This window comes from Tenacibaculum piscium, from assembly GCF_021390755.1.
In the GTDB taxonomy this organism is placed as follows: domain Bacteria; phylum Bacteroidota; class Bacteroidia; order Flavobacteriales; family Flavobacteriaceae; genus Polaribacter; species Polaribacter piscius.
In genome coordinates this window covers 660,501-676,709 of the sequence record NZ_JAJGWR010000001.1, presented here as the reverse complement: position 1 = coordinate 676,709, position 16,209 = coordinate 660,501, and the positions used below count along the sequence as shown (strand labels likewise).

Genomic DNA, 16,209 nt, shown 5'->3' with positions numbered 1-16,209 from the left:
GATACTTTTTTATTTAGTTTAAATTATTTCAGGATTATTCTACGATTATTTTCTTTGTTGTTATTTCACTATCTGCAACAACTTTAACAATATAAACTCCTTTAGATAAACTACTTAAATTAATCCCTTTAAATTCATTTGATTTTTGTTTTTTACGCAATACTTTTTTACCTGTCATATCAAATAAATCAATCGTTAACAAGTTCGATTTAGAGGTTTCTATTTGTAAAAAATTATTAGAAGTATATATTTTTAAACCTGTTGATGCTGTTTTTAATACTTTTAAATCTTTTAAACTTGCTTTAGAGAAATGGAGATAAAATCGTCCAAATTCGTTGCTATTTTCATCTAAAGTTACCGAATAATTTTTAGTTTTATTTATTACATGAAACTTTTCAGTTTTTTTATCTTCGATAAGAACTTTAATATCTTCTGGTAAATTATATCTTTCTGATGAAAATATTATTTTTTCTTTTGATGTTGCTCTAAGTTTTAAAGGAACAATTTGATTTTCAAAAGTATCTGAAGCAACCGATTGAATTGAATATTCATTCTCTATTTCTTTGTCAGTTGCTTTGTCAGTTTCTTTATTTGTTGGGTTGTTTACTAATTTTGATGTTAAATCAAATGTAGCATTTCCAAAATTTATGATATCCTGTCCTACATCAAACCCTTGAGTCGCATTTTTAGAAAAGATAATATCGGTATTTACCTTTATTTTTTCTTTTTTATTTTTTTCATCTTTTTCATCTTTTTCGATAAATACTTTTACAAAAGAAGTTGTACTTCTATTGAAGGTATGATTTCCTTGTAAGGTTGTTTTTGTACCAATATTAGCTTTCTTAAAAACGACATTTTCATCAGTTGATGAAGATTTTGTTTTGATAAAAAATCCTTGTCCTGGCGCTAATACTTTTTGAGTTGATGAGGCTAAATTTGTATAGGCTACATATTTATTTTGATTATTTTCCCAAAGATATATTGCTTGTGCGTTGTCGGCTAATTTGGTGGTATTATTTTTGATAAAATCTTCTGAAGTACTTTTATTTGCTGGATAATATGCGGTAAAAGGATTCCCAATCGCATTCCATTTATCAGAAGATACGGTAACATTTAATGTTGCATTTTGCATCGTTCCTGAAAAGGTAACAGCTCCTGTTGTACCTCTAGAAATTGCATATCCGATTCCATTTTCAAACTTCACATTTTCATCAATATTTTGATCAAAATACGACCATTTCGTACCTGCTGAATTTGCATCATTATACCTTGAAATAGCATATTTAGAACTCGCATTTTTTCTAATATCATTTGATGATTTTGTTGCAAATCCCTTAATTTTTTCACCAATTACAGGCGGTGAAATTAAAGACCATTTATTAGCTAATAAACCACCTCTTTGATACTTTAAATTTCCTGTTGCATTTCCGTTGACCATAAAAACACCACTAGCTGTTCCATCTGACAAAATTGAGACAAAAGTATCATCGTTTATTGTTGAGACAAAATCATTAACAACTGTTAAACTATTCGTATTTTTTATCTCTAATTTAGCATTGTTGATTTCTAATGATTTTACGGTAGCTCCAGCTACATTTACCGATACCACATCTTGTTCTTGTTTAATTACAACAGCATCAGCTGAAGTTGGTAATGTTTTACCTTCCCAATTTGTAGTTTCAGACCAGTTATTATTGGTTACACTTTTAAAATGTTTTTGATCATTATACACCCACATTCCTCTACCGAAAGTACCTATATAAATATTTCCGTTGTTTTTACTTACTTTAATATCACTAACAATAACGTTTGGCAAACCAGCTCCTAATTTTTTCCAATTAGTAGTTGTATTATTGGTATAATAAAGTCCTAATTCTGTTCCTAGATAAATGGTTTCATTATTTTTATTAGGATCTACTATTATTTTTTTCGTGATTATATTTGGAAAATCAGCACTAATATTCGTCCATGAATCACCGTTATCAATACTTTTATAGACCTTTTCACCAGCAGTATATCCTGCCAATGTTATGTATATCGTTGCTGTATTCGGATTTGCAAATACGCTACTAATTGTTAAATTTGAATTAGGATTCGAAATTGTAGTCCAAGTTGTGCCATCATCATTACTTCTTCTAAGTATTTTATCCATTCCAGAAAAACCAATTGCAAAAATCCTTGTAGCTCCATTATATAAAGAGACATCTAGAAATGATGTTTCTAATAAACCAGTATTAAGCGCTGTCCAAGTAGCACCTCTATCTGTCGATTTTTTCACATCACCATGCCCTGCATAAATAGTAGTGGCAATTGTTGGGTGTAAGGCTAAAGGAGAAACGAATGCAGCATCGTATTGATTCGCAGAAAGAAGTATTTTTGCTGAATACGCACTACTTGAATACCCATCATCTGCTCTATCTAAAGAACCGAAAGTACCTCCTAAATATCTAATATTTGGATTTGAAATATCAATTCCAGTAGCTGTTCCATCACCAGCTAAACAAGCCACCCATTTTTGAGTTCCATCTTTTAATACTTTCGAAAAACCATCATTATCTTGGTTTGCCATCATATAATCATCACCATTAATGCCTTGTGTAATGGCAATATTATAAGGCTGAGAAATAACTAAACCATTTGAAATATCCGTCCAACCACCTGTTGCGCTTGTAGCGGTAAAAGCACCTTTATGAACTCCACCATCATGACTGTTTATTACGGTAACACCATCCGCTAAAAAAGATAAATAATGATGATCTGGATGCACATAAAAACCTACTCCTGCAGGGTCATCATATGCATTTAAATACATAGAAAATGAAGCACCATTATCAGTAGATTTATAAACATTTACTCCTCCTACCAGAATGTCATCTTTATTTGTAGGCGATACAGCAATACATTGATTATAACCTCCTTGTGAATTATATCCTGAAATAGTCATTTCACTAATTTTATCGGCAGTTGTACCATCATTATCAAAACGAAAAATTGTAAAGACTCCATCTTGGGTGATTGCATAAAAGTTTTCGGTATCATTTTCCGAAACTGTAATTTTTAAATTACTTTTTGAACTTCCATCTCCTTTTAAAACTGGGTGTTCTGAAAAATTATCACCTGTATCAGAAGAATACCATAAGCTTCCCCATGCATCAGAAACCACTACTTTCGTTGCATTATTAGGATCAAAGATTATATTTTGAAAATTATCACCAGTATAATTTGGAGTAGTACTCATATTCGACCAAGTAGCACCGCTATCTGTCGATTTTTTTATTTCACTATTTGTAAGTGCAAAAATTGTAGTAGATGATCCTGGAGCAAAAACGATATCTCTAATATATTCGTTTTCCGTTAATGAAAACATTAAACCAGTTACAGCCCAATTTTCTCCTGCATCTGTAGATTTAAATAATCCTATTGAACTAATATGTTGAGCATCTTCATCTCCAGTTGCCATATATAATATATCGGAATTATTTGGATCAATAATGATAGCCGTAACACCTAAACCTGCTAAATGATCTGTTTTAGGCGACCAATTATTACCGCCATCTGTTGTTTTCCAAAGACCTCCTGCAGCAGATCCAGCATACATTACTTGTGTGTTATTAGCATCTGTTGCGACCACATTAACCCTTCCTAAACCTGGGTAAGTAGTATATCCATTTTCCAATACATTTTTTTTAGGACCTATTTGCTCCCATGATGTAACGGTATTTGATCTTTGATATTTAGTATTTGAATTATCTAATAATAAGTTGATATATGCTTCTTTATTTACACTATTTTTTATAAAAGAACCATCTGAATTAACTCTGTCTTTCCAAATCCAAACCCAACGTTCAAATTGCTTGATTGCTTTCTTTTGTTTTTTAGACATAACTCTTCTAGAAGATCGCCTTTTCGTTGAAAATTCTTTTCTAGTTTTATTAACAATCTCAAAGAAATTCGCATTTTCTTTTAAAGATTCTTCTTTGTAATTTGTAATTTGAGCATTTACTTGAAAAGTAAATGCGATGAAAAAAAGCAATTTAAAGTTCATTATTATTTTAGTCATTCTATAAAACTTTGATTATTAAAAAAATCAAAAGTAATACGAAAATGATGTAATTACGTTAAAATATAACAAATACCTTTCAAATTATAATCAATAAAATTTTTGAAGAAAATTTTTGAAGTTAAAAAAAAGTTATTTATTTTTCTATTTATTAAGGTAATTATTATAGTAGATTGAATATCAACTATAAAAAAATCGCCTCACAAATAAATTGTGAAGCGATTTTTAATATCGTAATTAAAATATAATTTAAGCTTTTAAAACTTCAGCAACTTTATCAGCAGCTTCTTGAAATTCAGTAGCAGAAATAATTTCCATTCCACTGTTATCAATTAATTCTTTAGCTTCTTTAGCATTTGTTCCTTGTAAACGACAAATAATAGGCACATTAATTTTGTCTCCCATACTTTTGTAAGCATCTACAACTCCTTGAGCAACACGATCACAACGAACGATTCCTCCAAAGATATTTACTAAAATAGCTTTTACGTTACTATCTTTTAAGATAATTCCGAATGCTTTTTCAACACGTTCAGCATCAGCAGTACCTCCAACGTCTAAAAAGTTAGCTGGCTCACCACCTGCTTGTTTAATTAAATCCATAGTTCCCATTGCAAGTCCTGCTCCGTTTACCATACATCCAACATTTCCGTCTAAATCTACATAGTTTAAACCTGCAGCTCTAGCTTCTACTTCAATTGGGTTTTCTTCACGTAAATCACGCATTGCAGCATAATCTTTATGACGATATAAAGCGTTTTCATCTAAAGTAACTTTAGCATCTACCGCCATTATTTTATCATCAGATGTTTTTAACACAGGGTTAATTTCAAACATTGCTGAATCAGATTTGATATAAGCTGTATATAAAGCTGTAGCAAATTTCACCATTTCTTTTAAAGCAACACCACTTAAACCTAAGTTAAAAGCAATTTTACGCGCTTGAAAAGGCATTAATCCTAAAGCTGGATCAATTTCTTCTGTAAAAATTAAATGAGGAGTTTCATCTGCAACAGTTTCGATATCCATACCACCTTCTGTAGAATACATAATCATATTTCTACCAGTTGCACGGTTTAATAAAACTGACATATAATATTCATCTGGTTCACTAGCTCCAGGATAATATACATCTTCGCATATTAATACTTGGTTTACTAATTTACCTTCTGCTGAAGTTTGAGGAGTAATTAACATCATTCCTAAAATATCATTAGAAATACTTTTTACCTCGTCTAAGTTTTTAGCCAACTTAACTCCGCCTCCTTTTCCACGACCACCTGCGTGTACTTGAGCTTTAATTACGTGCCAACCTGTACCGGTTTCTTCAGTTAATTTCTTTGCTGCCTCAACAGCTTCTTCTGGTGTGTTTGCAACAACTCCACGTTGAATACGAACTCCAAAACTGTTTAATATTTCTTTACCTTGATATTCGTGTAAGTTCATTAGATATGAATTTTTAAAGTCGAACAAAAATACAAATTCAAATTATAAAACATTACTATTTATCGTAATTATTACTTTTTATTTTAAAATTTCAACTATTTTTAAGCACCTTTTTAAGAATCAAAAAAAATATACCTATAATTATACATTTAAAGAACACAAAAAATGTCTTTTTTCATGTTTTAAAGCCTATCCTGATTTCTTTTTTATACATTCGTTCTCTTGATAAAAAAACTATAATTATCTATGATTATTGCAAAAAACATCCATAAACGCTACGGTGATGTTGAAATTTTAAAAGGTGTAAATCTTCATATTAAAAAAGGAGAAATTGTTGCCATTGTTGGTCCTTCTGGTGCTGGAAAAACAACCTTATTACAAATTTTAGGAACACTTGATACTCCTGAAACTAGCGAAAATTACGAGTTATTTCTTGATAAAACAGCTATAAAAGGATTGAATGATGCACAAGTTTCTGCTTTTAGAAATAAGCATATCGGATTTATTTTTCAATTTCATCAATTATTGCCTGAATTTACGGCACTAGAAAATGTGTGTATTCCTGCTTTTATCGGTGGAAAATCAAAAAATGAAACCGAAAAAAGCGCCAAAGAATTATTATCTTTCTTAGGATTATCGCACAGAGAAAACCATAAACCAAACGAACTTTCTGGGGGAGAACAACAACGTGTAGCCGTCGCAAGAGCTTTAATTAACGAGCCTTCGGTTATTTTTGCTGATGAACCTTCTGGAAATTTAGACTCTACATCCGCAGAAAATTTACATAAATTATTTTTTGAATTGCGTGATAAATTCGGACAAACATTCGTTTTGGTAACACATAATAAAGATTTAGCCAAAATGGCAGACCGAACACTCACCATGAAAGATGGCGTTATTATTGAATAATTTTTATGATGAATACAACTGAACTAAAAGAATTTTTAGACGAAAAAGTAGTACAATATAATACACAGAATTTTATCGAAAGCGACCCGATTCAAATTCCACATCAATTTAGCAAAAAAGAAGATATTGAAATTATTGGTTTTTTAGTGGCGACAATTGCTTGGGGAAAACGGGAAATGATTATCAGAAATGCTCATAAAATGGTGGATTTATTAGGCAATTCTCCGTATGATTTTGTAATGAATCACACAGCAAATGATTTGGATACTTTTAACGGATTTGTACATCGAACTTTTAATGCTGATGATTTTCGATTTTTTATAACATCACTTAAAAATATATACGAAAATCACAACGGATTAGAAGCTGTTTTAAACACAAATAACACGGATAATTATCAAGTTGCGATTCATCATTTTAAGCAAATTTTCTTTGAAATTCCGCATCAAAAAAGAACTCAAAAACACGTTTCCGATCCGCTAAAAGGTTCTGCCTCAAAACGTATCAATATGTTTTTGCGTTGGATGGTTCGAAATGACACCACAGGCGTCGATTTAGGAATTTGGAAAACGCATAATCCCGCTCATTTACATTGTCCGCTAGATGTTCACGCAGGAAATGTCGCTCGTAAATTGGGGATTTTAACCCGAAAACAAAACGATTGGAAAGCATTAACAGAATTAGATATCACCTTACGAGCATTTGACAAAAACGATCCTGTAAAATATGATTTTGCATTATTCGGATTGGGAATTTTTGAAAAGTTTTAATGATTCTTCATTGTTTTTATAGGATTTAGAAGTATTTTGGTTTCATTTTTAATTTTAACAGATGTAGTTCCTTTTTTTATGAAAAATAATGTATCAAACATGAAATGTTTAGACCTCTTTTTATCCTCATTAAATGAAGGTCGCAATTCTAATTCCGAATTAATAATAAAACCTGTATCACATCAGAAAAAAATGCTTTTAAGTTGGGGAATTCAAGATTTATTTGAAGGAAATACACTTACCAAAGATTTGTATAAAATACAAGAGCTTATCAAAAAATACGATTGGGAAAGTGACATCGCTCCTATTTTACATAAAAATTATTACCAAACATTGGTGGTTACTAATACGGATAAAAAAATAGTTTGGGTAAACGATGGTTTTAAAAAAATGACAGGCTATGACCGTGAATTTGCCATTGATAAAACACCTAGTTTTTTACAAGGACGAAAAACATCAGAAGTTGTAAAAAAGAAAATTCGTGAAAATATTTTAGCAAATAAACCCTTTAAAGGAACAGTTATCAATTATCGAAAAGATAAAATGACCTATAAATGTGAGCTAAAAATTTTCCCACTATTTTCAAAAACAAAAGCTACACATTTCTTAGCCTTAGAGCGAGAAGTAGTTTAAAATGCAGGCTTTTACACATTATTTTTTACACTTCGGATTTCCTTTTTTTATCGGATATATATTTTTCAGAAAAGAATGGAAGAAAGTCGCTTTAATTTTAATCGCCACGATGCTTGTCGATTTAGATCATCTTTTAGCTACGCCAATATTTCAAGAAAATCGGTGTAGTTTTGGTTTTCATATCTTGCACACTTATTATGCAATGTGTATTTATTTTCTGTTATTATTTTTTAAAAAGCCGTATAATATCATCGGATTAGGGCTTTTATTTCATATGCTAACCGATTTAATTGATTGTTTATTTATGTATAATAACTGTAAACAATGCTATATTAACACACCTGCCGAAGCTATTTTAAAACAAATAACAAGTTTTTTTTAGCGTATTATAAAAATTATTTGAAGCTAATCCCGCTTTCCGCACTCGCTTTTTTTATTTTTTAAAAAGAAAAATAAAAAAGAGCTCAAACAATTGCTTCAATCGGGGCTAAAAACCGATGATACATCTTTTAAAAAACTGCTATTCTTTTAAAATTAAATCACAATACCAAAAACTGGTATCATAATTTTTAACCTTTTCTTTAGTATTTGTATGACAATTTTGAGAATCATCTTTATGTAATGTGTATGATTTTAAAATTTTATCTCCTATTTCAAATTCAATAGGATTTTTAAAAATAGGTCCATCATAACAAAAAGTATGAAATTCGCCATTTTCGCCACAAACATCGACACCTTCTGGTAATTCGTTTATAAAATCTTCATCAATTACTCTACCTACAAATTCTTTTCCTAATAACTTTGCATTTACACAAACTGTTATGGTTTTAAATCCAAGAGCTAAAAACTCTCGAAGTAACGTTTTAGTATCTTGTTTCCAAAGCGGATACACGCCTGTAATTCCTACTTCTTGTAATTTCGAATCTCTATATTTTTTTAAATCTTCTAAAAATATATCCCCAAAAACAGCATAATTAAGCCCTAGTGATTTCAACTCATCAGTTTTAGCTTTCATTTTTTGGTTATATAAATCCATGGTAACATCCGCAGGAAAATATATTTTTTCTAAAGGAATAGTAATACTTTTAGCTTGTGCTTCTAACAGGTTTTCATGAAGCCCGTGCATAGAAACACGTTGATAATCTTCATTTACATTGGTTATTAATTTTTCTATTTGATATTCTTTTTGCTGTAATATTTTATACAATGCAAATGCTGAATCTTTTCCTGAACTCCAATTAAAATATGCTTTTTTCATAAGGCTAAATTATAGAATTTAAAACATAAAAAATCCCACTAAAAGCAGGATTTTTATATTTTAAAAATAAACTTTATTAGAATTTGTTTAAATTCCATTTAAAAACTTTTTATCGCTAAAAAATCGAATCCGTCAAACTGAATTTATTTCAGTTTCGCACCCTGATTTGCCGTAATTCTTAGTTTTATGCGATGCTGAAATAAATTCAGCATGACGTTTATGTCTAAAAAACACTTTATTTAGAATTTAAATAAACTTTATTAATGATTTATTTTTTTCTTCTGATTTAAACTCATTGGTTTTTCTTGCTTCACTAATGGAGTTCCGTATAAGTCAAAATCTCCAGCTTCATCAATTTTAATATCGATGAATTCTCCTAATTTAATATAATGTTTTGTAGCGTCTACAATTACATCATTATCAACATCTGGAGAATCGTATTCAGTACGACCGTAAAAATATTCACCATCTTTTCTATCGAATAAACAACGGAAAGTTTTACCAATTTTAGCTTGATTTAATTCCCAAGAAATTTGACCTTGAACTTCCATAATTTCATTTACTCTTCGGAATTTCACATCCGCAGGAACATCATCTTCTAAAACAAAAGCACCTGTATTTTCTTCATGAGAATATTCAAAAGCTCCCATTCTTTCGAAACGCATTTCTTCAACCCATTCTTTTAACTCTTCAAATTGTTCTTCTGTTTCACCAGGATAACCAACAATTAAAGTAGTTCTAATAGCCATATTTGGTACAGCTTCTCTAAACTTATGAATTAATGAAGTAGTTTTTTCGTGAGTAGTACCACGCTTCATCGATTTTAAAATTTCGGTATTAATGTGCTGTAATGGAATGTCTAAATAATTACAAACCTTTGGCTCATTTTTCATTACATCTAACACATCCATAGGAAAACCTGTAGGAAAAGCATAATGTAAACGAATCCATTCGATTCCGTCAACTTTTACTAATTCTTTTAATAAATCGGCTAAAGCACGTTTTTTATAAATATCTAATCCGTAATAGGTTAAATCTTGAGCAATTAGCATCAATTCTTTAATTCCTTTTTCGGCTAATTTTGTAGCTTCAATAATAATATCTTCAATTGGTGTCGATTTGTGTTTACCTCTCATTAAAGGAATTGCACAAAAAGAACAAGGACGATCACAACCTTCAGCAATTTTTAAATACGCATAATGTTTAGGTGTCGTTGTTAAACGCTCACCAATTAATTCGTGCTTATAATCAGCTTCTAATACTTTTAATAATTCAGGTAATTCGTGTGTACCAAAATACTGATCTACATTTTTAATTTCGTTTTCTAAATCTGGCTTATATCGTTCACTTAAACAACCCGAAACAAATACTTTATCTATTTCCCCCGCTTCTTTACGTTGTGCGTAATGCAAAATAGTATCAATACTTTCTTCTTTTGCTTTCCCTATAAAACCACAGGTATTGATAACAACAATATTACCATCATCTTCAGGATCTTCATGAACCACGTTTTTACCATTGGCTTTTAATTGTCCCATTAAAATTTCACTATCGTAAATGTTTTTAGAACATCCTAAGGTAACTACGTTGATTTTATTCTGCTTTGGTGATTTTGTGCGCATTGTGCTATAAAAATTTAGGTTGCAAAGATACTGTTTAAACAACAAGTTTGTAAAAATTAAAAGCTTAAAAATTTGAGGTTCATTTTAATTAAATAACTGTTAATTTCATTTTTGATAAATTTGTATTTTTGCTGATACTTTAAAATCAGTTAAATCTGTAACGATTAATCAGCATGAATAAAATATTACTTATTATCATCATTATTTCATCTTCGAATGTACATGGGCAAACGTTCAAAGATTCTATCAATATTATTTATAAAAATTATTTTGATGTATTAAATACCAAAGAAAAATTAGATACGATTGTATTAAAAGTTCAAAACTTTGAAGAATTAATGGAGTCTAACAATCAGAAAATAAAGAACTTAACTGACGCCGAGCTTTTTAGTTTAAAAAAACAATTACAGCAACGAAAAAATAAAATAGTCAATACTACTGATTTTGTTTTTGCAGCAAATGCGAGTTTAAATGCCATCAAACAACTAGATGCAACAAGTGATTATCTTACTAAAATTTCAAGTTTAAACAATCCTGAAAATGCGGAATTAGGTTTTTCATTATCGAATCAAATTGCTATTATTATCGAAAAAAATATTTTTAAAGGAAAGAGTAAAATCAATGGAATTAAAAAATCTAAGTTTTTGCTTTTTGTTGATAATATCATAAAATCGCCAATAACCAAGACAATAAGTAGCGCCATGCCGATTGTTAATTCAATTAAATCTATTGTTGATTTAGTGATTGGAAATGCCATAAAAGATAAAAATGTATCTATAAATCATATTGTTGAATTAAAAAAATCATTAAAAGTATATTTAGAACATTATGAAGGTTTGGCAAAATGTCAAGTAAATTTTGAACAAAATTTAAGAACTTTAGATGTCAGAAAAAAAGGATTGGTATTATTATTAACTCAATATACTACCGAGCGTTCAAATACGTTAAGCCCAAATATGATATCAGAAAAAGACAAAAAAACCTCCTTAACACAATTGATAAATAGGTATTATACTAAAAATATTGTACAGCAAAAAGTAGCACAAATAATTGATGCAAAACCAATTTCTTACAGTGCTCATTTAAGCGATAATAAATTGATTTATCCAAATTATGCGTTAAATCAGGCAAAGTTTATTAGAGATGAAATTGAATCTTTAAGCAAAGAGTACGCTTCAATATTTACACTTTATCAGCTTGATTTGAAAGATGTTTTACAAAAAAGTAAAAATATTGGTGATGCAACTAAAATAGAACAAAAAATAATTGAACTTGAAAATAAATTATTAGAAGTAAAAAATGCCTTTGATGATAATTTAAATATCTATAAATTAAATCATACATTTAAAATTTTAATTAGTTATTAACTATATTTACAATAATATACAAGCAAAAAAACTCCCAAATTGGGAGTTTCTTTTGTCTTTTTAGTATTAAAAAATCTATTTTATATTTTTTATTTAAAGAAAGAATCTACAAATTCGTGTTTATTAAATACTTGTAAATCGTCAATTCCTTCGCCAACTCCGATATATTTTACTGGAATTTGAAATTGATCAGAAATACCGATAACCACACCACCTTTTGCTGTTCCGTCAAGTTTTGTTACTGCTAAAGAAGTTACTTCTGTGGCTTTTGTAAACTGTTTTGCTTGTTCAAAAGCATTTTGTCCTGTTGAACCGTCTAAAACTAATAATACTTCATGCGGTGCATTAGGTATCACTTTTTGCATTACACGTTTAATTTTTGTTAATTCATTCATTAAATTAACTTTGTTATGCAAACGACCAGCGGTATCAATAATAATAACATCGGCATTTTGATTTACGCCAGATTTCACCGTATCAAACGCTACAGATGCAGGATCAGATCCCATTTCTTGACGAATAATTGGTACATCAGTTCTATCTGCCCAAACTTGTAATTGATCAATTGCGGCAGCTCTAAAGGTATCTGCAGCTCCAAGAACAACCTTTAAACCCTGCTTTTTAAACTGCGATGCTAACTTACCAATCGTCGTTGTTTTACCAACACCATTGACACCAACGACCATTATTACATGAGGTTTATTGTTTGTTGGAACAGTAAATTCGGTAGCATCTTTTGTATTTGTTTCTGATAATAATCCCGCAATTTCATCTCTAAGAATTTGGTTTAATTCATCAGTACCTACATATTTATCTCTAGCAACTCGAGCTTCAATTCTATCAATAATTTTTAGTGTAGTAGCTACACCAACATCCGAAGAAACTAATACTTCTTCTAAGTTATCTAAAACAGCAGCATCTACTTTTGCTTTCCCTGCAACGGCTTTCGATAATTTAGAGAAAAAACTTGTTTTTGTTTTTTCTAGTCCTTTGTCTAATGTTTCTTTTTTCTCTCTCGAGAAGATTTTCTTAAAAAAACTCATAGTTAAATTTTACAATCATTTATATAGGGTGAAAACTATACCAAACTATATTATATAGTCAAATTGTCATACTTACCTGATTACTTGGAGGTGTCAATATACAATTTTTAGCACAAAAAAAAAGCTACTCTCTTATGAAAGTAGCTTTTATATATTTTGTAAACAAGTATTAATTTTTCTTGATAAAATCATTTACTTGTGCAGGGTCCATAATTGCTCCAACAAATGTGTAAGCTCCTGTTTTTGGAGATTTCACCATTTTGATTGCTTTGGTTAATCTTTTCGCTCCTGTTTGTAACGATGCTACTGATTTCTTTGCCATGTTCTATGGTTTATTAAAGTTTAAAAAAACTTTTAATTATTTAATTTCTTTATGAACTGTCATCTTCTTTAAGATAGAATTAAATTTCTTTAATTCCATTCTATCAGGAGTGTTTTTTTTGTTCTTTGTAGTAATATAACGTGAAGTTCCTGGTTTACCAGTTGCTTTGTGTTCAGTACATTCTAATATAACCTGAACTCTGTTTCCTTTTTTTGCCATCTCTGTGAAGTTTTATCTAAGTAAGGAATTATTTAGTTAAGAAACCATTCTCTCTAGCGTCTTTAATCACAGCAGAGATTCCTTTTTTATTAATATTTTTTAATGCAGAAGCAGATACTTTAAGTGTAATCCACTTATCTTCTTCTGGGATAAAGAAACGCTTAGTCATTAAATTAGCGTTAAATTTTCTTTTAGTTCTATTTAATGCGTGAGAAACATTGTTCCCAACCATTGCTTTTTTTCCTGTAAGTTCACAAACTCTAGACATCTTCTTGACAGTTTTTAGTATTATTTCTAAACGAGGTGCAAATTTACGCAAATATATTGATTGCACAAAAAAACCCGTTTAAATTCTTATTTTATTTATTTTTTTGTATTCTAACCTAGAGGTTAAGCATCTAACCTACTGGAAGCGTAACTGACGGCAAAAATACATAAATATTTTTAATTAGAACAAAAAAAGTTAAAAAAATTACTTGTAAGTTTCTTGTGTTATTTTTGAATTGACATCATTAATAACTCTAAAGCTTTTGTTACGGTTCTATTGATAACTTTTTCTCTTGGTTGTCCAAAATTAAACTCGTGCACCTCAACATTATTTTTCGTGGCATTTTTTGTAGCAATTGCGATATAAACGACTCCTACATTTTTGTCTGTAACATCAGTCGTGGGTCCTGCATTTCCTGTTACTGCGATAGCATAATCTGTTTGTAATTTATTCAAACAACCCATTGCCATTTCTTTAGCAACTTGTTCACTAACAACGCTAAACTCTTGTATTGTTTGCTTTGAAACACCTAGTAATTGCTGTTTTAATTCGGCAGTATAAGTAATAAACCCACCTTTAAAATACGCTGAAGAACCTGCTATCGCAACCAACGAAGCGCCTATTTTCCCTCCTGTTAAACTCTCGGCAGTGCTTACTGTTTTATTTTTGATACTTAATAAATCTCCTACTCTTTTTTCAATAGAAGCATCCGTATCATACCCTACAATAATATCTGAAATTAAGTTTTTTAATGCTATTATTTTTGTTGAAATTTCATTTTCAAGAATTTCTTTGTCATTTCCTTTTGCTGATATTCGCAATCGAACTTTTCCAAAAGATGGCAAATAAGCTACTTTAATATGTATCGGTAAATTATTTTCCCAATCTTCAATCCGTTCGGCGATAACACTTTCTCCCACGCCAACGGTCATAATAGTAGTGTGTATTATGTATGGTAATTTATATTTTTGCTGAATTTTAGGCAATACTTCATTGGTTATAAGTCCTTTCATTTCGTATGGAACACCGGGTAATGATACAAAAACAGTATTATTTTCGTAAAACCACATTCCTGGAGCTGTTCCAAATTGATTCATTAACAAAGTTGCTTTTGACGGCAATTGTGCTTGATATTTCTGAACTTCATTAAACGGATGCTTTACTTTTTTAAACAACACTTTAATATGTTCAATTACTTCAGGATATTCAATATTTTTATCATCCTTAAAATATTCGGCTATTGTTTTTTTAGTGATGTCATCTTTTGTAGGACCTAAACCTCCTGTAATAATTACGATATCTGCTCTTTTTTCGGCTTCTTTTAAGGCATTTAAAATATGTTTTCTTTCATCTTGAATAGAAGAAATTTGATAAACCGAAACGCCAATTTTATTTAATTCCTGCCCAATCCATTGTGAATTGGTATCCACAATTTGACCGATTAGAATTTCATCTCCAATGGTTATTATTTCTGCATTTACACTCTTATTCTGTATCTTTTTCATTTATGTTTCTTACTTCTTATTTCTTTCTTGTCCTGTTTCTTTTGTCCTTTCTTGTTCTCTTTTTTTCATAATAAATCCCGCATAAAGCGGGATTTATTTATTTTATTTTAATTTCAAAAGCTTGTTTTGAATTAATAATTCCTGTTAACACATCATTTTCTTCTACTTTTCCAACACCTGCTGGCGTTCCTGTAAAAATAACATCGCCTTTTTTCAAGGTGAAATATTGTGATACATAACTAATTAATTCATCAATTTTCCAAAGCATCGTTTCGGAATTTCCATCCTGAACTACTTGGTTATTTTTATGTAATTGAAAAGAAATACTTTCTAAATTAAATTCTTCCTTCGGATAAAAATTACCAATAACGGCACTACCGTCAAAGGCTTTTGCTTTTTCCCAAGGCAATCCCTTTTCTTTACATGTTGCTTGCACATCGCGGGCTGTAAAATCGATTCCTAAACCTATTTCATCATAATATTTATGAGCAAATTTTGATGAAATATGTTTTCCTACTTTATTTATTTTCACTAGAACCTCCACTTCATACTGAATATCATCAGAAAAAGGAGGAATAAAAAAAGGCATTTTCTTCGGAAGAATTGCAGAATCTGGTTTTAGAAAAACAACAGGACTTTCTGGTTTTTCATTTGCCAATTCTTCGATATGTTTGGCATAATTACGCCCGATACAAATTATTTTCATTTATTTTAATTACGAATTAATAATTTAAAATTACGAATTCTTAAAAAATAACAATTCGTAATTCATCATTGAAAATTTATT

General features: G+C 30.0%; 15 protein-coding genes. 5 read left to right on the top strand and 10 right to left on the bottom strand.

Annotation, left to right across the window (positions count from 1 at the left end):
* Positions 1–34: 34 nt before the first annotated feature.
* Together L0U72_RS03210 and sucC are read right to left on the bottom strand one after the other, a co-directional pair.
* A complete protein-coding gene (locus L0U72_RS03210) occupies positions 35–4,060 on the bottom strand; it encodes a VPS10 domain-containing protein (protein WP_233898404.1) in 4,026 nt (1,341 codons plus the stop codon).
* A 249-nt stretch (positions 4,061–4,309) separates the two neighbouring features.
* Entirely contained in the window at positions 4,310–5,506 is a 1,197-nt protein-coding gene (sucC, locus tag L0U72_RS03205; protein ID WP_101916897.1) for an ADP-forming succinate--CoA ligase subunit beta, read from the bottom strand.
* A gap of 246 nt (positions 5,507–5,752) precedes the next feature.
* Between sucC and L0U72_RS03200 the strand changes: the two genes are divergently transcribed.
* The 4 genes from L0U72_RS03200 to L0U72_RS03185 all read left to right on the top strand — a co-directional run bounded on the left by L0U72_RS03200 (position 5,753) and on the right by L0U72_RS03185 (position 8,200).
* Positions 5,753–6,415 (top strand): ABC transporter ATP-binding protein, encoded by a 663-nt coding sequence (locus L0U72_RS03200; RefSeq protein ID WP_101916896.1) that lies wholly within the window; start codon positions 5,753–5,755, stop codon positions 6,413–6,415.
* Positions 6,416–6,423: 8 nt separating this feature from the next.
* Complete coding sequence (locus L0U72_RS03195; protein ID WP_233898478.1) at positions 6,424–7,185, top strand: TIGR02757 family protein; 762 nt, start codon at positions 6,424–6,426, stop codon at positions 7,183–7,185.
* A gap of 78 nt (positions 7,186–7,263) precedes the next feature.
* Positions 7,264–7,818, top strand: coding sequence for a PAS domain-containing protein (locus tag L0U72_RS03190; RefSeq protein ID WP_233897776.1), 555 nt, complete (start codon positions 7,264–7,266; stop codon positions 7,816–7,818).
* Between the two features lies 1 nt (position 7,819).
* The gene (locus L0U72_RS03185) at positions 7,820–8,200 is read left to right on the top strand and encodes a DUF6122 family protein (protein WP_233897777.1); all 381 of its coding nucleotides are present in this window, start codon (positions 7,820–7,822) and stop codon (positions 8,198–8,200) included.
* Positions 8,201–8,338: 138 nt separating this feature from the next.
* On the opposite strand, the gene L0U72_RS03180 is transcribed toward L0U72_RS03185, so the two are convergent.
* Both L0U72_RS03180 and rimO read right to left on the bottom strand, forming a co-directional pair.
* Positions 8,339–9,076 carry a Dph6-related ATP pyrophosphatase gene (locus L0U72_RS03180; protein WP_233898403.1) on the bottom strand — a complete coding sequence of 246 codons (738 nt, stop codon included), beginning with the start codon at positions 9,074–9,076 and terminating at the stop codon, positions 8,339–8,341.
* Positions 9,077–9,336: 260 nt separating this feature from the next.
* Positions 9,337–10,698: a 30S ribosomal protein S12 methylthiotransferase RimO gene (rimO, locus tag L0U72_RS03175; protein WP_233898402.1), complete on the bottom strand. Its 1,362-nt coding sequence runs from the start codon at positions 10,696–10,698 to the stop codon at positions 9,337–9,339.
* 173 nt (positions 10,699–10,871) lie between these two features.
* Between rimO and L0U72_RS03170 the strand changes: the two genes are divergently transcribed.
* The gene (locus L0U72_RS03170) at positions 10,872–12,065 is read left to right on the top strand and encodes a hypothetical protein (RefSeq protein ID WP_233884299.1); all 1,194 of its coding nucleotides are present in this window, start codon (positions 10,872–10,874) and stop codon (positions 12,063–12,065) included.
* A gap of 89 nt (positions 12,066–12,154) precedes the next feature.
* Here the strand turns inward: L0U72_RS03170 and ftsY are convergent, their stop codons facing one another.
* The 6 genes from ftsY to L0U72_RS03140 all read right to left on the bottom strand — a co-directional run bounded on the left by ftsY (position 12,155) and on the right by L0U72_RS03140 (position 16,128).
* Positions 12,155–13,108: a signal recognition particle-docking protein FtsY gene (ftsY, locus tag L0U72_RS03165; RefSeq protein ID WP_101916889.1), complete on the bottom strand. Its 954-nt coding sequence runs from the start codon at positions 13,106–13,108 to the stop codon at positions 12,155–12,157.
* Between the two features lie 169 nt (positions 13,109–13,277).
* Entirely contained in the window at positions 13,278–13,430 is a 153-nt protein-coding gene (locus tag L0U72_RS03160) for a DUF4295 domain-containing protein (protein ID WP_101915823.1), read from the bottom strand.
* Between the two features lie 36 nt (positions 13,431–13,466).
* A complete protein-coding gene (rpmG, locus tag L0U72_RS03155) occupies positions 13,467–13,649 on the bottom strand; it encodes a 50S ribosomal protein L33 (RefSeq protein ID WP_028887391.1) in 183 nt (60 codons plus the stop codon).
* 28 nt (positions 13,650–13,677) lie between these two features.
* On the bottom strand, positions 13,678–13,917 hold the full coding sequence (gene rpmB, locus L0U72_RS03150; RefSeq protein ID WP_101917051.1) for a 50S ribosomal protein L28: 240 nt from the start codon (positions 13,915–13,917) through the stop codon (positions 13,678–13,680).
* A 224-nt stretch (positions 13,918–14,141) separates the two neighbouring features.
* Entirely contained in the window at positions 14,142–15,422 is a 1,281-nt protein-coding gene (locus tag L0U72_RS03145; RefSeq protein ID WP_233898401.1) for a competence/damage-inducible protein A, read from the bottom strand.
* 97 nt (positions 15,423–15,519) lie between these two features.
* The gene (locus L0U72_RS03140) at positions 15,520–16,128 is read right to left on the bottom strand and encodes a fumarylacetoacetate hydrolase family protein (protein WP_233898400.1); all 609 of its coding nucleotides are present in this window, start codon (positions 16,126–16,128) and stop codon (positions 15,520–15,522) included.
* Positions 16,129–16,209: the final 81 nt, after the last annotated feature.